The following is a 17,032-nucleotide window of genomic DNA, read 5'->3' on the forward strand; positions in this document are numbered from 1 at the left end:
GCTTTTACGTTCACTGTTAAGCGAGTCTACCGCTATGTCTGATGCTGCCTCTTTACTGATTGTTGAGGATGAACCGAAGATTGCCCGCCTAATGGCAGACTACTTAACCACCCACGGTTTTGAGGTGACGACCCTGGGTCACGGCGATGAGGTGATGCCGTGGCTGGAGCAGCACTCCCCTGCGTTGGTGCTACTCGATATCATGCTACCGGGTAAAGATGGCCTCACCCTCAGCCGGGAAATTCGTCAAAAGTGGCCGACCATTGCGATCATTATGGTCACCGCCAAGGTGGAAGAGGTGGATCGATTACTGGGTCTGGAGCTGGGCGCCGATGACTATATCTGCAAGCCATTCAGCCCACGGGAAGTCGTCGCCCGGGTGAAAGCGGTACTACGCCGTAGCCAAGCGGCGGCCGATGCCCCAGCCGAGGTGCAAAACGCACCGGTGGTATTAAACGAAGATGGCTGGCAAGCGCTCGCCCACGGGCAGGATTTAGGTCTAACGGCAGTGGAGTTTCAGCTATTGCGGGTGATGATGCAGGCGCCGGGACGTATCTTCAGCCGCGAGCAGCTAATGGATCACATGTACCGTGACAACCGCATCGTCTCGGAGCGCACCGTAGACAGCCACATCAAAAAGCTGCGCAAGAAGATCCACGAAGCGCTGCCTGAACTGGAAATTATCCGTTCGGTGTATGGCGTCGGCTATAAGTATCAGCCGGAGGGGTAACAATAGGACGACGTATGAAGGCGCTCGTAGTAGAAGACAACGTTAATCTAGCTAACTCTATTGCAGCCACACTTAGCGAGGCTGCCTTTAGCATTGATGTCGCCGACGATGGCAGAAAAGCACTCCATATGCTTGAACAGGGCGGGTACGACCTGTTGGTATTGGATCTTGGCCTGCCTGAATTGGATGGCATCTCCCTACTACGCACATTACGCCACCAGCAAGATACGATCCCTGTCTTGATTATTTCGGCACGCGACAGCCTAGATCAGCGCATACATGGTCTTGAAGTGGGTGCAGATGACTATCTATGCAAGCCTTTTTCGCTGGAAGAAGTGACTGCACGTGCCCGGGCGTTAGTGCGGCGTGCCAAGCACTTTGGCGGAGAAACGCTGCAGTGCGGGCGCTTAGAGTTTTTACCTGATGCCATGGAGCTTCGGCTTGACGGCAAACCCTTGCTGTTGCATCGCCGCGAGCTAGAAGTCATGGAGTACCTGCTGATAAACCAAAATCGCCTCGTTAATAAGGATCAAATTATCGACCGACTATCCACCTCAGATGAGACGGTCAGCTACGCCGCGGTGGAAACTTACATCTCCCGGATTCGTAAAAAAATTGGCTACGATTTCGGCTTAAAAACGGTACGCGGTCTGGGCTATTACCTGGAAGCTAAAGACTGCGAACCTAAAGACGTGGAAGCCCCTGACGATGAATAAACGCCAATCGATCCGCAGTCGGCTGCTTTTATGGATTGGGCTGCCTTTCACCGCCCTCGCTATCTTGGCATTGATCTCTAGTCACCTGCTGCTGTCTCGGCAAATTAATGCCACCTTTGATGACCTGCTACTTAATGCAGCCCAGCGGCTGGAGCGTCGAATTTACACAGCGGATGGCGAGCTACGCATCAATATGCACTATTTCAGCATCAGTACACTTGGCAGCAGAGGTGAAGGAAAAATTTTCTATCGCATTAAAGAAAATGACGGAGACATAATCGCAGGCTTTAGCGGTTTGACAGATCCACCCGAAACGTCACAAGAGCCGATTTTTTATGATGTAGATTATGCGGGCAATGCTTTAAGAGCTGTTGCGCTCACCCTTCCGTTCCGGCGCGGAGGCGAACCGGTAGACATTGAAGTCGTCGTCGCCGAATCAAAGGAAGCCCGCCACACCCTTACCAACGACTTCATGATAACGCTCACAGGATTAATGGTCGTTACAGGATTACTAGCCATTTCAATTGCACTTTTAGCCATTCACCTTGGGTTAGCACCTCTTAACGCGGTTAGCCAAGCCTTGCGACAACGTTCACCGAATGACTTGCATGCATTGGATGATGCAGCCCCAAAAGAGATCCTGCCGCTAATCCAGAGCATTAATCATTTAATGCAGCGTATGCGGCGCAGTATTGAAAGCACTCAGCAGCTCAATGCTGATGTCTCGCATCAGCTTAGAACACCCGTCTCAGAGATTCGCGCTTTAACGGAAATGTCGCTTAAAGACCCCTCGCAATCACCCGCTCATACTAGCCTGCGAGAGATTCAACGCATCGCTGAACATGCCAGTCATACCGTTAAGCAACTGCTTAAATACGCCAAGACACGCAGCGAATTAGTCGATACGTCTCATCTCGAAAGTGTCGATTTAATCGCCATTTGCCATGATGCCTGTGCCCAGACTGCCCCTAATATTTATAAACAAAGCCAAGAACTCGCCTTTGATCAACATAAAGCAATACCTAACATTTTGGGCGACCCCATTATGCTGCGTTGGTTGGTGACCAATCTCATCGAAAATGCCAGCGTGCATGCGGGTGGCAGCATGGCCTATAGAGGCGTTATAACCGTTGCACTAACGGCTGACTCGCGCCAAGTAACCTTAACGGTTAGCGATGAGGGTACCGGCGTGGAGGAAGCGCAGCTTTCCAAATTGACGGAGCGCTTTTTCCGCCACAACAAACATACGCCTGGAAGCGGATTAGGTCTGGCCATTGTGGAACAAATTACAACGACGCACTCTGCCCACCTGGCGTTAACGAATCGACCCCAGGGCGGCTTTGAGGTTACGGTGACTTTCCCCGCTATTTAAGCGGCTGATTAACTATTCGCAGCATTAGCGGGGTCATAAAGATCAATAACAGTAGACGCAGTATGTGGTGAGAAACAACATAGACTGGGTCGATACCCATCACCATGGCGATCACCGCCATTTCTCCTACTCCACCAGGAATTAACGCAAGCAGGACAGCAACGAAGGCTAGTTGAGTAAAACTTGAAACCAACCATGCCATTAGCGCCGCTACCACCAACGCAAATAGGGCAAATGTAATCCCATAGCGCCCCATGCTGACTACCTGCGACCACTGAGTTCCTGAAAAACGCGAGCCTACAGAAGCCCCCAGCACCAGAAAGGCTGCAAGCACTACCCCAGTCGGCAGGGAGTAATCAAATCCAAGGTTAGCAATAATGGCCCCTGCGGCCATGGGCCCTAAAAACTCAGGCAGGGGAATTCTTAACAAGCGCGCTAACCACCAACATAGTGGTGCCAATAACAGAGGCAAGATATCGACTAAGGCTAGCGCTGATGGCGAACTGGCAAGCGCTACATCATCAACAAAAAAACTCGCCACGAAAGCCGCACCCGAGACCACGGTGACTAAGCGTAGCGAGTGAGAGATGGCGATCCAGCGTAAATCTCTATTTGCACGTTCAGCCAGCACCAGCGCTGAATTCATACTCCCTGGGTACGAGCAAAAAATAGCATTCATGCGTCCTACACTTGCTCGGTTAAAAATCCAGAATCCGCCGATCAGCATTAGTCCCATATAAACCAGCATTGCCAGCACACTGGGGTACCACAACACCAATCCTACGAGTTCATCTGCTTGGATTCGACTCCCTATAAATAGCCCTAGCAGTGCGATGGCAGTGCGATGCAGGCGCTTATCGACACCTGTTTTCACCCCCATCAGTGATAAGCCCATCACCATAAACAGAGACCCAAGCATCCAAGCCAAGGGCAATGAAAAAAGGGTGGCAAACCAGCCACCCATAAAACCCAAGCCAACGGTAATGACAGTTCTTTTCAACATTTCAAATTCTGAATTCAAGAATCATAGTTGAGCAGCCTCTTGGCGCGCTTTAAGCTGCTTCATTACAGGCTGGCTAAATAGCGAGATCAGCAGTAAGGCAAAAATAGCCAGCGTTACTGGGCGCTCAAAAACGTACGTAATGTCGCCACCACTGATTTGGTAGGAGTGAAGTAGCGATTTTTCAGCCAACGATCCTAATAGCATGCCGATAACAGCGGCGGGTACGGAGTAGCCGTAGTGGCGAAATATCCAACCGATCACCGCAAACACCAGTACCGTAGCGGGGCCCGTCATATTGCCGGTTAGCCCGAAGGATCCCATTACCGCCAGCACCAACACAGAAGGTATCAAGTAGCGCATGGGCACTTTGACGATATTGGCCAAGAGAGGAATAAACAGTAAACCGATGATCACCAGTAGAAACACCTGGGCAAAGTTAGCGAAGATAATCGCGTAAACCACATCGGTTTGTTGGCGAATAAACTGCGGGCCGCCAGTGATATTATGCATAGCAAACGCCGCTAACATTACCGCTGTAGCGCCACCGCCGGGAATCCCTAGTGCCAGCAGTGTTGCCATCGAGCCCCCTTCGGAGCTGCTATTCGCCGCCTCAGACGCCACGACCCCTTTCGGATTGCCCTTCCCAAATGAATCGGGATCCCGGTCACGGCGCTTAGTTTCTATGTAAGAGAGCAGGTTAGACACGGAGGAGCCCACCCCAGGAACCGCCCCAACCAATACCCCGATCAAACCACCTCGAATCATCACAACAGGGTAGCGCATCGCCATTCTGCAACCTTCGAAGATCTCGCTCACCTTGACCTTACGGGCATCGGCGGATTCAACGATGAAGCCTTTATTAGCTAGCTTAAATAGCTCTGAAGCTGCAAACATACCCATCATGGCAGGAATGACGGGGACGCCGTCCAACAGGTAAGTCTGCCCCATCGTCCCGCGTGCCAAGCCGATTTCGCTAAACCCAATCGTCCCAACTAACAGGCCAACAAACCCTGCAATCAAGCCTTTAAGTACCTGTTCACCTTTCAAGCTCGCAATCAGCGTCATCCCCCAGAGAATAACCACAAACATCTCTGCTGGCCCCAATCTCAGCACCATGTAGGAAAGCGGCTGTATCATAAAGAACAGCACCACGTAGCCCATCAGCGCGCCAATCACCGAGGAGGCTAACGCGACACCTAACGCCTGGTTATGCTGCCCCTTCCGCGCCATGGGGTAACCATCAAACGCGGTAGCGATTGCCGAAGAGGTACCCGGAATATTCATCAGAATGGCTGGGATACCGGCACCAAATGAGCCGCCAGTAAAAATAGCGGTAAGGAACAACATGGCTTGAATAAAGTCCATGTACATGGTCATCGGCAGGAAAATGGCCATAGCCATTGATATCTGCAGGCCTGGCGTTGCGCCAAAAATAAGCCCCAGTACGATACCCGGCACTACCACCAACCAAGGGCCAAAATTAGAAAAAAGCAGATCAAAACTCTGCCCTACTGCGCCAAAATCAATCATGGTATCTCCTCAGCTTGGAAGCAGCAGCAGTGTCATCGGGTACGGCAGCATCTGCGAGAAAAAGAACGCGACACTCAGCCCAAAAACGACGCTATAACCACCTACCAACAACCAATTGCGCTCCCCCTTAAGGATCAGGAAAAGCGCCAGAAACGCTACGGTGGCAATATCAAAGCCTATCGCTTCAAGCGACATTACATAGGCGGCGAAGAGACCCACAACAGGTAATGTTTTATGCAGCGGTTCTTCTTCAGAGGAGCGAAACAGCGAGCCGTGTTTAATACGCAGGATCAACTCGAGTGCAATAATCGCTAACACGATAACGGCAAGTGGCAATATAAGCAGCAGGTTTTGCGGTGTGGCGGATACGCGAATGGCGTCTAATAAATACCATAGTGTAAAGCCAGCCAGACCCATGAGAACGATAAAGTCCCCATAGTCACGTTTACATTCAGACATGGTAAAACCCCATACTGGCCCCTCATTAATGTGAGGGGCCAGCTATCATGGAAGGACTAGTTCGAAAAAACTGTTCGGAAAAACCTGGTCGTGAAAATTAGTTAAGCAGGTGAGCGTATTTTTCAAACACCTGATAGTTTTCGCGCATCAGCTCGTTGGAGCGCTCTGGGCCTACCCAAACGCCGCCCATTTCGTTGCGCTCAAGCTGCTCTTGAACATCTTTGCGGGCAAGCGCACTTTGAATAGCCGAGGAGATCTTCTCGAAACGCTCAGGATGCTGGCGCTCCATTTCACTGGTCACTGCAAAGCCGCGCATTGAGCCCTGAAGAACGGGCACCTCAAGATTCATCGGCGCCAGCGCTTCATTGATTGGGAGTGCATCCCACTGCTCAATGCGCTCATCACTTACGATCGCCAACGGGGTTAAGAACTCACGGATTCCCTCACTGCCCTGGGCACTAATAGAGACGAAATCCACCTGCCCACCCGCTACCGCTGAACGGGCTTCGCCACCGCTGTTATAGGTCACCAAGTTGAGGTTATCTTGGGGAATACCTGCTTCATCAAGTAGCAAGCGCACCATTAAGTGACCAGCAGAGCCTTGAACCACCGCACCGCGTACTTGACCCTCTTCTTCGCGGATCGCTTCAAGCAGGCTTGGCAGGTCTTCATAACCGCTGTCTTTATTTGCAGCGATTAGATCCAAATCAAACCACTGGAAGTTGATATAAGAAAAGTCGTCGACACTAAACTCTGCATCACCAGTCAGGATCGAGTTGGTTAAGTAAGGAGCAAACGTCGAGGCATAGACGGTATAACCATCATCAGGCACGTTAAGGACGTAATTAGAAGCAACCTGAGTGCCCGCACCGGGGCGATTAGTTACTTGTACCGGCACACCTAGCTCTTCGGAAATAGGCCCTGACATCATGCGGGTCATACGATCCGCGCTTCCGCCGGTGCCAAAACCTACCACCATGTTGAGCGGTCGAGAGGGAAAGTCGTCAGCTACAGCAGGAAGCGCCATTGATAGAGAGGCAATGGCGGCCGTTGCCCCTACCAATATCGATTTGATATTAAACGATAAGGAAGCACTGGAAGTGTTAAGCATAGCGTGGCTCTCTTTTTATAGGTTTGTTTGGTTTTCGCACAGGTATCTCGCTGTGAGCTTAGAACGCTACTCCCCGAAACTGTCACCAACCTTGCATAAAGTAAGAACGCAACTAAAGTCTAGTCCTCACTAACTACCTGCCGATTGAACAACGCGATGCCTGCATCAATGGCTGTGCAGAAAAAGATCGCTATCAATATTCCACTGACTTTCAGGTTATCTAGGTGTTTCTTAGCGTAAGCTAAAGTATTGGTTCGGACTGTCGATAGTACTATTAGCCTGCTTAGAACCTATTTCCCTAAGCAGGCCTGCGTAGTCGCTGTTGCGCCTGCTTAAAATAGCCTTTAACACTATCGAGAGATTGCCATGACCATCTCTTTACCTACCGGGAGTGCCCCTTTAGACGCACATCCTTTACGTAGTGAGCCGTCAAATGCCCAGCAAGTAACAACAACATCGGTTTCTTCCAACGCCGCAACGACGGATTCCAATACCAGTATTCACTTGGATCTTTCGCCCGTGGCTAGAGGCATAGCCTCAGCTTCAGAAAAGGCTGGTAACACACAGGAAGCGAAGAACACTAAAATCGATGAAAGCGATCTCCCACAGGAGGTCAAAGAGTTACTAAAGCGAGTTGCTGAATATAGAGAAAAATTAAGGGAGAAACAGCAGGAACTGGAAGATGTTATGCGCGACCAGTCCCTAAACGATGAACAACGACAAGCAAAACTTGACGCCCTGCAACAGGAAATCAGTAGCCTCAATAATTCGCTTCAAGAGGCTATGAGCCAACTAAGCAAACTCGTCACTCAGATGGATCTTGATGATGACGCTGTTGTCGGAATGATGTCATTGGCCATGTCTTGATGACGTATAGGCGTTAAGGATTGACCTGCCGATTGAGAAACGCGATGCCCGCATCTATGGCGCCGCCACGCAGCAGGAAGCTAGTAATGTGGCCGCGCCAGCGCTGCAGGTAAAGCTCGCTCTCTATATTGTTGTCCTGCAGGGCTTTATAAAAGTCCGTAGCGTGATCGACCGGCACTAGTTGATCCCAATTGCCGTGGAACAGAAAAAAAGGCGGCGCCTTCGGGGTAATTTGCCGCGCGGGTGAGGCTAAGCGATATGCTTCGTTTTCTTCAGCGCGGGTACCGCCGATAAAGTCGACCACTAAGCGCCCATCATCAAATTTGAGCAAATCACTGGGTAGCCCGCCAGCCAATACCGCGGCTAAACGGCTCTGCTCGCCGCCGTAGGGTTCGGCCAGCGGCCCTTCTGCTCCCGCCACCGCCAGCAAGCTCACCAAATGCGCACCGGATGAAAACCCAACGCCTACAATTCGGTTTGTATCCACTTGCCACTCATCCGCATTAGCGTGAATCCAGGTCATCGCCTGCTGCAAATCATGCAACTGGCTAGGGAAGCGATACTCCGGCGCAAAACGGTACTCAATATTCACCGCCACGTAGCCTTGCCCCGCCAACTGCTCGGCGATGCCCTGCATATCTTCCGGCGTTCGATTGCGCCAGCCACCACCGTGTACCACCAAGGCGGCTGGTCGCAGCCCGTCACTTAAATTATTAGGCAGGTAAACGTCCGCCGTTAACGCCTGGGGCCACTCGTCTGGCGTGTAGGTTGCTGGCGGAATGCGTGTAAAGGGCTGGGGTTCGTGCAGTTGACTACCTTCAATGGCAGGGTCATCACCTTGGCTAACGTGCTGGACAGCGCTACAGCCACTTAGCAATAAGGCAACCGCCCCTAGGCCAGTAACTCGGCGTAGGGTGGTAAGTGCTCCATGCTGTTGCCACTCGCGAATTAGCTTGGTACGCGACATTATGTTTCTCCTGGATTAATAGGTGACCCCTCACCTACCCACTACGACCTGCAACAAGCCAATAAGATCATGATTGTTGCACACTATCTGCAAACGGTTTGCACGCCGCCTAGTGATACTGGCATCGTCAACTCACCAGGAGAGAACTATGAACGTTTCAAGTGCTAAGAAAATGTCAATTCGCCAACTGTTTGCCCCTGCCCTGCTGGCTATCGCCATTATGCCATTAGCGTTTGCCGCTCAAGCGCATAGCCACGGTGACCATGAAGGCCAAGGCCCTGATCGCGAGCGTATGGAAGAACGCATGGAGGAGCGTCGCCAAGAGGTGTACGAGCGTGCTGATATCTCAGCTGAAAAACAGGCCGAGCTCAACGAGGCACACGCCGAACATCGTGAAGCCATGCAGGCGCTGCGCGAAGAACACCACGAGCGGGTAGCTGAAATTCTCACCGAAGAAGAGCAAGAAGCACTGCGCAACGCCATGCAAGAAGCCCATGAAGAGTATCGTGGCAAGCACGGCAAACGCGGCCAACACGATGGTCATCACGACGAAAATGCCGATAGTGAATAAACGCGGGTAAATCGTCAAAAGTAGAGCCAACGCCCGGTACCCCCGGCGTTTTTGTATCTATGCGTTCGTCACCACACCGCTAGCTTCACGCTAATTCAACCCAAATAGAGGAGGTTAACTTGAAGGGGGGCGCTTAATCGCGTATTTTATTTGAACGTTCATTCAAAATAAAATCATCTTTCAACAACAGGAGTCCGCCTGCATGGCGAAAGACAACCCCATCCTCCCCTCCCGCGACCGCCTCAACCCCGTGGTTTTCCATGGCAGTGTGGCGGGTATCATCATTTTTTTGGTGCTCACCATGCTGTTCACCGAACAAGCAGGCGCCTTTTTTGATGCCGGCCTCGCTTGGGTAAGCAAAACCTTTGGCTGGTACTACATGCTCGCCATTGTGGCGTATCTGGTCTTTGTCATTGCGATTGGCCTATCACGCTTTGGCAGTATCCGCCTGGGGCCCGATCACTCACGACCTGAGTTTTCGCTGCTCTCCTGGTCTGCCATGCTGTTTGCCGCGGGTATCGGTATCGACCTGCTGTTCTTCAGTGTTGCCGAGCCGGTTGCACACTATTTAGCACCGCCGGATTTAACCCCAGAAAGCCAGGCAGCGATGCGTAATGCCGTCGTCCAAACCTATCTGCACTGGGGGCTCTCCGGCTGGGGGCTGTATGTGTTGATGGGTATGGCGCTGGCCTACTTTAGCTACCGCCACCGCCTGCCGCTTGCGATCCGCAGCGCGCTCTACCCGATTCTGGGCAAGCGTATCCACGGCCCCATTGGTAACGCTGTCGACATTACTGCGGTGATCTCCACCGTATTCGGCATCGCCACCAGCCTCGGCATTGGGGTGATGCAGCTGAACTACGGCCTGGCATATATGTTTGACGTGCCGGAAACCATCACCGTGCAGATCATTTTGATCGTCATGGTGGTCATATTGGCGACGATTTCTGTCGTAACCGGTGTTGAAAAAGGCATTCGCCGCCTATCAGAGTTCAACATGCTGTTGGCGTTAGCGCTGATGCTGTTTGTGCTCTTCTCCGGCGACACGCTGGTTTTGCTAGATAAAGTGGTCAATAACGCCGGTGATTATCTGTCTGGGTTTGTCGGTGCCAGCTTTGACACCTATGCCTTTGCCGATGAAGGCGCCCAAGAGTGGAAGATGTGGTGGACGATCTTCTTCTGGGGCTGGTGGATTGCCTGGACACCGTTTGTGGGTCTGTTCCTGGCGCGTATCTCCCGCGGCCGTACCATTCGTGAATTTGTCGCAGGCGCCTTGTTTATTCCGCTGGCCTTTATGATGGTGTGGATGTCGGTATTTGGTAACACTGGCATCGAACTGGTGGCCAATCAAGGCGCTGTTGAATTAGGCCAACAGGCGCTCAACACCCCGCAAACGACCCTCTATACCTTGCTAGAGTACTTCCCCTATGCGGGCCTAACCGCCGCGGTTGTCACCGTTCTCGGTATTGTGTTCTTTATTACCTCTGCAGACTCCGGCGCGCTGGTACTGGCCAACTTCACGTCTATTTTGAGCGACGTAAACCACGATGCGCCGGTGAAACTGCGTATTTTCTGGTCGGCCGTCATCGGCTTGATCACTATTGCCCTGCTCATGGCCGGTGGCTTGAACGCGCTGCAGAGTGCCGTGGTGATCACCGCACTGCCCTTCTCGCTGGTTATTTTCGCGGTGATGGTGGGTATGTATAAAGCGCTGAAACTGGAAGGCAGCAAAGCCGACGCGCGCCGTATGATTGCCGGTGGCGCCCCCGGCGGCGACTGGAAGGAGCGTTTGGATCGCGCCCTGGATACCTCCACGCGAGCCGGTGCGGCGGCGACCCTTGAACACTCCATCCGCCCGGCGATGACCCAGTTTGCCCAGGAGCTTGAGAGCCGTGGCCAAACCGCTAACGTGACCGAAGAGCACCTTGAGGGTGAGACGCTGCCTAACTTAATGCTCCAGGTCGACTTCGGCGAAGCTACCAGCTTTGTCTATCAGGTGTGCCCGCACCGCATGCGTACACCAAGCTTCATCCCCGCCGATGATGACTTCTATGTACGTCTGGACGTCTACCTAGCAGAAGGTGGTCAAGATAAAGACCTTAACGGTTATACCCGTGGTCAGGTGATTGGAGATCTGGTGGCTGAGTATGAACGACATCTGCACTTCCTCACCTTGGCCGGTGAGCAGATGGGCCACGTGCAGGCAATGCCCGGCACCATCGGCGAACCGCCGGAAGATTCCCAGATGTAACGGCGTTAGCGTTTAAGCCAACAGATTAATCCCGGCCTGAGTGCCGGGATTTTTCACTGCCTCCTAATCAACCTAGGCGGCTCTTTTCCTCACAAAACCAACCTCACAGTGCTGCCCCCCCCTCTTGACGCCTCAACCTCCAAGAACCAAAATGAATGACATAATTCGATTACCTTGGATCAATTATGAATTACCAAGCGCATATTGAGATCACATCAGGCAAAAGAAGCGGAAAGCCTTGTGTGAAGAACACTAGAATATCCGTGTACGATATATTGGGCTGGCTTGCAAATGGCATGTCCACAAAGGAAATTCTAGAAGACTTTCCAGAGCTGAGCGCAGAGCAAATTCACGCTTGCTTGGCCTATGCAGCTGACCGTGAACATCACCTGACAGTTATACCTGCAGCGTGAAGCTACTTCTTGACAAAATCTCTCTTATCGTCTGGTTAAGCACCTGGAAGAATTCTTCCCTGGCAGTAATCAGGTCTCGCTATTGGAGCTGGGCACAGCACCGGATCAAACGATATGGCGCTACGCAAAGGATAATCAATACGCTATTGTCACGTTAGACGCAGATTTCCACGAATTCAGCCTGCTATGGGGCAGCCCTCCACTAGTCATATGGTTAAAATGTGGAAACCAACCGAAAAGTGTGATTAAAGAAATCCTGCTGAGTAACAGACAGGCAATAAAGGGGGCATTCAGCGATCCAGAAATATGGTGCGTGGAACTCTACAGCTAATGACGAACAGCTTTCATTCACTTCTTTAATATCTGCGACTGATACGAACCGCCTCCCTCTTATCCAATACAGAAATACGCGCTTCGCCCCGCCCCGCTATTTTAGCCATAAATGACCAATAGCCAGTTGTGCAAATTTCAGCACAGGCGTAGCGTAATGGCTTGTTTTCCCTATTTTTAGGAGGCTCGCCCCATGTCCCGTGCCCATCGTTCTTCGGGTTACGTTTTTCCGCTGCCTGGCAGTGCGCTAGTAAGCACTTGGCGTGAAGGGTATACGCTGGCCAAGTTAAAGCGCGATGTGATGGCGGGGCTAACGATTGGCGTGGTGGCGGTACCGCTTTCCATGGCGCTGGCAATCGCCACCGGCGTGCCGCCCCAGCACGGGCTATACACCGCTATCGTAGCGGGCGCGGTAATCGCCTTAACCGGCGGTTCGCGGTTTAATATCTCCGGACCCACCGCCGCTTTTGTGGTGATTCTGTTTCCCATCGTGGCCAACCACGGCCTGGGTGGGCTGCTGATTGCCACGCTCATGGCGGGCGCTATTTTAGTCGCGCTGGGGCTTTCGCGGCTGGGAAGCCTGATTCAGTACGTGCCCTACCCGGTCATTCTCGGCTTTACGGCGGGCATTGGCGTGGTGATTGCGCTGTTGCAACTACCTGACTTTCTCGGCTTATCCGGGGTCGAGCTTGGCGACAGCACCCTGCAGAACCTAATGCTGATTGGCCAGGCGCTACCCACACTTTCACCAGCAGAGATCAGTGTTGGGCTTATCACCCTGGCGACGCTGTTAATCTGGCCCCGCCTGAATACGCCTGTACCTGCCCCGCTGGTAGGTTTGGCGGTGGGCACGGTGGCGGCTGCGCTGTTGCTGATGAGTGGTATTGAAGTCGATACCATCGCTTCACGGTTTAGCTGGGAGTTCGAAGGTGAGAGCGGCAGTGGCATCCCCCCCTTTGCGCCTAGCTTCACCGCGCCGTGGCATTTTCCCGGCGCAGATGGCACCCCACTTGAGATCAACTTTGCACTGATTCAGGCGCTGCTTGGCCCAGCATTGGCGATTGCGCTACTGGCGGCGATTGAATCGCTGCTGTGTGCCGTAGTGGCGGATGGCCTAACCCGCACCCGTCATGACCCTAACGCGGAGCTGATTGGCCAAGGGCTGGGCAATATGGTGGTGCCCTTCTTTGGCGGCATTACCGCCACGGCAGCCCTGGCCCGCACGGCGACCAATATCAAAAGCGGTGCCTATTCACCTGTCGCCGCGGTGGTGCATTCGCTGGTGGTATTACTTGCCGTAGTCGCGCTGGCGGGTGTGCTGGGGTTTGTCCCCATGGCCGCCTTAGCCGCCCTGCTGTTTATCATTGCCTGGAACATGAGCGAGGCGCGCCACTTTGTACATACGCTGAAAAGCGCTCCCGTCAGCGATGTATCAGTGCTGGTGATCTGCTTTGCCCTCACGGTGATTTTCGACATGGTAATCGCGGTGGCCGTTGGGATTGGCCTTGCGGCGGCACTATTTATCCGCCGCATGGCACAGCTAACTCATACCCAGCGTTTAGACACACCCGATTCCGACCAACACTTCCCCGCCGAAGTAGCGCTCTACAAAATCAGTGGCCCGCTATTTTTCGGTGCGGCAGAAAAGGCGATTGCCACGCTGCGGGTGATTGATCACTGCGTTCGGGTTGTCGTTTTGGATATGCGCGATGTGCCCAGCCTGGACACCACCGCCATGGTGGCGCTGGACAGCCTGCGCCGGGAACTGGGGGAGCAAGACGTAGGCGTTATATTTGTTGGGCTGCCGCCGCGTATGGCGCTGAAAATTAAACGCGCGGGCATTAAGCGCGAAGCGGGTAAGTTAGCGGTCGTCAGCAACCTTGCCCACGCTGAGCGCATGTCGCGACGTTGGTTGAGCTGGTGGGATAGCAGCGAGGTGACAGCGGGGACTTAATAGCGGCGGTGCAATGAAAACGTCAGCATTAGAAAGGGGAGTTGCCTCCCCCGGTTGCTTATATAGCCAGCTTTCAGCTCGCCATATCAAGCACAATACGGCCTTCTATCTTGCCGTCGATCATGCGCTGGAAAATGTCGTTGATATTGTCCAGCGTATCAGTTGCTACCGTGGCTTTAACCTTGCCTTCGGCGGCGAAGTCCAGCGCTTCCTGCAAATCGCTGCGGGTACCGACGATAGAGCCACGAATGGTAATACCGTTGAGCACCGTGCTGAAGATCGGCAGCGGAAAGTCGCCGGGCGGTAAGCCATTGAGCACTAACGTTCCGCCGCGGCGTAGCATATTCTGCGCCTGATCAAACGCCTTCGGCGATACCGCGGTGACCAAGGCCCCGTGAGCGCCACCGATGGTTTTCTTCAAGTACGCCGCCGGGTCGGTTTTCATGGCGTTAACCGTTACCGTGGCGCCTAAACGCTCCGCCAGAGCAAGCTTACCGTCATCGATATCAACAGCCGCCACGTTCAGCCCCATGGCTTTGGCGTACTGCACCGCCATATGCCCCAGACCACCAATGCCCGAAATCACCACCCACTGACCGGGGCGGGTATCGGTCATTTTCAAGCCTTTATAAACCGTCACCCCCGCACACAGCACCGGGGCTATTTCGATGAAGTCGATGGCATCCGGCAGTCGCCCAACATAGCCCGCATCAGCCAAGGTGTAGTCGGCAAACCCACCGTTAACGCTGTAGCCGGTATTTTGCTGAGACTCACAAAGGGTTTCCCAACCGCCCAAACAGTGCTCGCAGTAGCCACAGGCCGAGTAGAGCCAGGGCACACCAATACGATCACCCTCTTTGACATGGGTGACACCTGCACCCACCGCCACGATATGCCCAACGCCCTCATGGCCGGGAATAAATGGCGGCGAGGGTTTCACCGGCCAATCGCCATGGGCGGCGTGTAAATCGGTATGGCAAACCCCAGAGGCCGCCACTTTCATCAATACTTCGCCCTGCTTGGGGCGAGGTACGTCGACTTCTTCGATAACCAACGGCTGGCCAAACTCACGAACCACCGCCGCGCGCATTGTGCTATCCATGATACAACTCCTAATAATTTTCGATACGGCCATTTAACAACGGCTCTTATCGGTAGAGTCAGCGTCAGGGGGACTGACAATACCACCCGGGAAATAACCGGGCGGTGTGGCTAGCAGAACGCTTAGAAGAAGCCCAGCGGGTTGATATCGTAGCTGACCAGCAGGTTTTTGGTTTGCTGGTAGTGCTCAAGGGCAACTTTATGGGTTTCACGACCGACGCCGGACTTCTTGTAGCCACCAAAGGCCGCGTGGGCCGGATACTGGTGGTAGCAGTTGGTCCACACGCGACCGGCTTGAATGCCGCGCCCCATGCGGAAAGCGACGTTCATATCGCGGCTCCACACACCCGCGCCCAGGCCAAACTCGGTGTCGTTGGCAATCGCCAGCGCTTCCTCTTCGTCTTTGAACGTGGTCACCGCCACGACCGGGCCAAAGATCTCCTCCTGGAAGACGCGCATCTGGTTATTGCCCTTCAACAGCGTGGGCTGAATGTAGTAACCGCTGTTAAGGCTGTCGTCCATGGTCTCTTTATTGCCGCCAGTGAGGAACTCCGCCCCTTCGTCTCGAGCGATATCCATGTACGACATGATCTTGTCGAACTGCTCTTGGGAAGCCTGAGCCCCTACCTGTACATCGGTATCCAACGGGTTGCCGCGCTTGATGGTTTTCGTGCGCTCGATCACCTTGGCCATGAACTCTTCGTACATGCTCTCTTGAATCAGTGCGCGTGACGGGCAGGTACACACTTCGCCCTGGTTAAAGAACGCCAACACCAAGCCTTCAACCGCTTTATCAATAAACGTCGGTTCGGCGTTCATGATATCAGCGAAGTAGATGTTGGGGGATTTGCCACCAAGCTCTACAGTAGAGGGGATAATGTTTTCCGCCGCGCATTTCAGTATATGCGAACCAACGGGGGTGGAGCCGGTGAAAGCAATTTTGGCGATGCGTTTGCTGCTGGCCAGTGCCTGACCCGCTTCGGCGCCAAAGCCGTTGACGATATTAAGCACGCCCGGAGGTAGCAGGTCGCCAATCAATTCGACGACTTTCAAAATCGATGCTGGGGTTTGCTCGGCAGGTTTGAGCACCACGCAGTTACCCGCCGCCAGTGCAGGTGCCAGTTTCCAAACCGCCATTAGAATCGGGAAGTTCCAGGGGATAATCTGGCCCACTACGCCCAGCGGCTCGTGGAAGTGATAAGAAACCGTGTTGGCATCGATATCCGCCGCCGTGCCTTCCTGCGAACGCAAACAGCCCGCAAAGTAGCGGAAGTGGTCAACGGCCAGCGGGAGATCTGCATTGAGGGTTTCGCGTACCGCTTTACCGTTATCCCAGGTTTCCGCGACGGCAAGCATTTCCAGATTTTGCTCAATGCGGTCGGCAATTTTCAGCAAAATATTGCTACGCTCTTGAACAGAGGTTTTTCCCCAGGCAGGTGCCGCTTTGTGGGCTGCGTCCAGCGCTTTATCGATATCTTCTGCCGTGGAGCGGGGGATTTCGCAAAAGACATGTCCATTGACGGGGCTAATATTATCGAAGTACTGGCCTTTCACCGGGGCGACAAATTCACCGCCGATATAGTTACCGTAGCGTTTTTCAAATGACACCACAGAACCGGTATCACCAGGGTTGGCGTAGATCATTGTCATGCTCCTG

General features: G+C 53.3%; 15 protein-coding genes and 1 pseudogene. 9 read left to right on the forward strand and 7 right to left on the reverse strand.

Annotated features, from left to right (window positions below; all coding sequences use genetic code 11):
* The first annotated feature begins 34 nt into the window (after window positions 1–34).
* From ACT3UM_RS03895 to ACT3UM_RS03905, 3 genes are read left to right on the forward strand one after another with little or no spacing between them, the layout of a single operon-like run.
* Window positions 35–730, forward strand: coding sequence for a response regulator (locus ACT3UM_RS03895; protein ID WP_498896298.1), 696 nt, complete (start codon window positions 35–37; stop codon window positions 728–730).
* Between the two features lie 14 nt (window positions 731–744).
* Window positions 745–1,446: a response regulator transcription factor gene (locus ACT3UM_RS03900; protein ID WP_498896300.1), complete on the forward strand. Its 702-nt coding sequence runs from the start codon at window positions 745–747 to the stop codon at window positions 1,444–1,446.
* Entirely contained in the window at window positions 1,439–2,818 is a 1,380-nt protein-coding gene (locus tag ACT3UM_RS03905; RefSeq protein ID WP_498896302.1) for a sensor histidine kinase, read from the forward strand. Before ACT3UM_RS03900 ends, ACT3UM_RS03905 begins: the two co-directional genes overlap by 8 nt.
* Here ACT3UM_RS03905 and ACT3UM_RS03910 read toward each other — a convergent pair.
* From ACT3UM_RS03910 to ACT3UM_RS03925, 4 genes are all read right to left on the reverse strand, one after another.
* On the reverse strand, window positions 2,811–3,821 hold the full coding sequence (locus ACT3UM_RS03910) for an AbrB family transcriptional regulator (RefSeq protein WP_498896304.1): 1,011 nt from the start codon (window positions 3,819–3,821) through the stop codon (window positions 2,811–2,813). The genes ACT3UM_RS03905 and ACT3UM_RS03910 overlap by 8 nt on opposite strands.
* Before the next feature lie 21 nt (window positions 3,822–3,842).
* Window positions 3,843–5,351, reverse strand: coding sequence for a tripartite tricarboxylate transporter permease (locus ACT3UM_RS03915; protein ID WP_498896306.1), 1,509 nt, complete (start codon window positions 5,349–5,351; stop codon window positions 3,843–3,845).
* Window positions 5,352–5,360: 9 nt separating this feature from the next.
* A complete protein-coding gene (locus ACT3UM_RS03920) occupies window positions 5,361–5,810 on the reverse strand; it encodes a tripartite tricarboxylate transporter TctB family protein (protein ID WP_027958069.1) in 450 nt (149 codons plus the stop codon).
* 97 nt (window positions 5,811–5,907) lie between these two features.
* Complete coding sequence (locus ACT3UM_RS03925) at window positions 5,908–6,921, reverse strand: Bug family tripartite tricarboxylate transporter substrate binding protein (RefSeq protein ID WP_009287368.1); 1,014 nt, start codon at window positions 6,919–6,921, stop codon at window positions 5,908–5,910.
* Between the two features lie 366 nt (window positions 6,922–7,287).
* Between ACT3UM_RS03925 and ACT3UM_RS03930 the strand changes: the two genes are divergently transcribed.
* Window positions 7,288–7,788: a hypothetical protein gene (locus ACT3UM_RS03930; protein WP_498896309.1), complete on the forward strand. Its 501-nt coding sequence runs from the start codon at window positions 7,288–7,290 to the stop codon at window positions 7,786–7,788.
* Window positions 7,789–7,801: 13 nt separating this feature from the next.
* Here ACT3UM_RS03930 and ACT3UM_RS03935 read toward each other — a convergent pair whose 3' ends face one another.
* Window positions 7,802–8,755, reverse strand: a complete 954-nt coding sequence (locus tag ACT3UM_RS03935) for an alpha/beta hydrolase (RefSeq protein WP_035585255.1) — start codon at window positions 8,753–8,755, stop codon at window positions 7,802–7,804.
* Window positions 8,756–8,903: 148 nt separating this feature from the next.
* On the opposite strand from ACT3UM_RS03935, the gene ACT3UM_RS03940 reads away from it, so the two are divergent.
* The 5 genes and pseudogenes from ACT3UM_RS03940 (at window position 8,904) to dauA (ending at window position 14,274) form a co-directional block, all read left to right on the forward strand.
* Entirely contained in the window at window positions 8,904–9,326 is a 423-nt protein-coding gene (locus tag ACT3UM_RS03940) for a hypothetical protein (protein ID WP_498896311.1), read from the forward strand.
* Window positions 9,327–9,528: 202 nt separating this feature from the next.
* Window positions 9,529–11,577: a choline BCCT transporter BetT gene (gene betT, locus ACT3UM_RS03945; protein WP_498896313.1), complete on the forward strand. Its 2,049-nt coding sequence runs from the start codon at window positions 9,529–9,531 to the stop codon at window positions 11,575–11,577.
* 185 nt (window positions 11,578–11,762) lie between these two features.
* On the forward strand, window positions 11,763–11,990 hold the full coding sequence (locus tag ACT3UM_RS03950) for a DUF433 domain-containing protein (protein ID WP_498896315.1): 228 nt from the start codon (window positions 11,763–11,765) through the stop codon (window positions 11,988–11,990).
* A 25-nt stretch (window positions 11,991–12,015) separates the two neighbouring features.
* Window positions 12,016–12,321: pseudogene (locus ACT3UM_RS03955) on the forward strand (DUF5615 family PIN-like protein); the annotation flags it as partial.
* 192 nt (window positions 12,322–12,513) lie between these two features.
* Window positions 12,514–14,274, forward strand: coding sequence for a C4-dicarboxylic acid transporter DauA (dauA, locus tag ACT3UM_RS03960; protein WP_498896317.1), 1,761 nt, complete (start codon window positions 12,514–12,516; stop codon window positions 14,272–14,274).
* 73 nt (window positions 14,275–14,347) lie between these two features.
* Here dauA and adhP read toward each other — a convergent pair whose 3' ends face one another.
* A complete protein-coding gene (gene adhP, locus ACT3UM_RS03965) occupies window positions 14,348–15,376 on the reverse strand; it encodes an alcohol dehydrogenase AdhP (protein WP_498896319.1) in 1,029 nt (342 codons plus the stop codon).
* 122 nt (window positions 15,377–15,498) lie between these two features.
* Complete coding sequence (gene exaC / locus ACT3UM_RS03970) at window positions 15,499–17,019, reverse strand: acetaldehyde dehydrogenase ExaC (RefSeq protein WP_498896321.1); 1,521 nt, start codon at window positions 17,017–17,019, stop codon at window positions 15,499–15,501.
* Window positions 17,020–17,032 lie beyond the last annotated feature (13 nt).

Source organism: Halomonas sp. AOP13-D3-9, assembly GCF_052379125.1.
GTDB lineage: Bacteria > Pseudomonadota > Gammaproteobacteria > Pseudomonadales > Halomonadaceae > Vreelandella.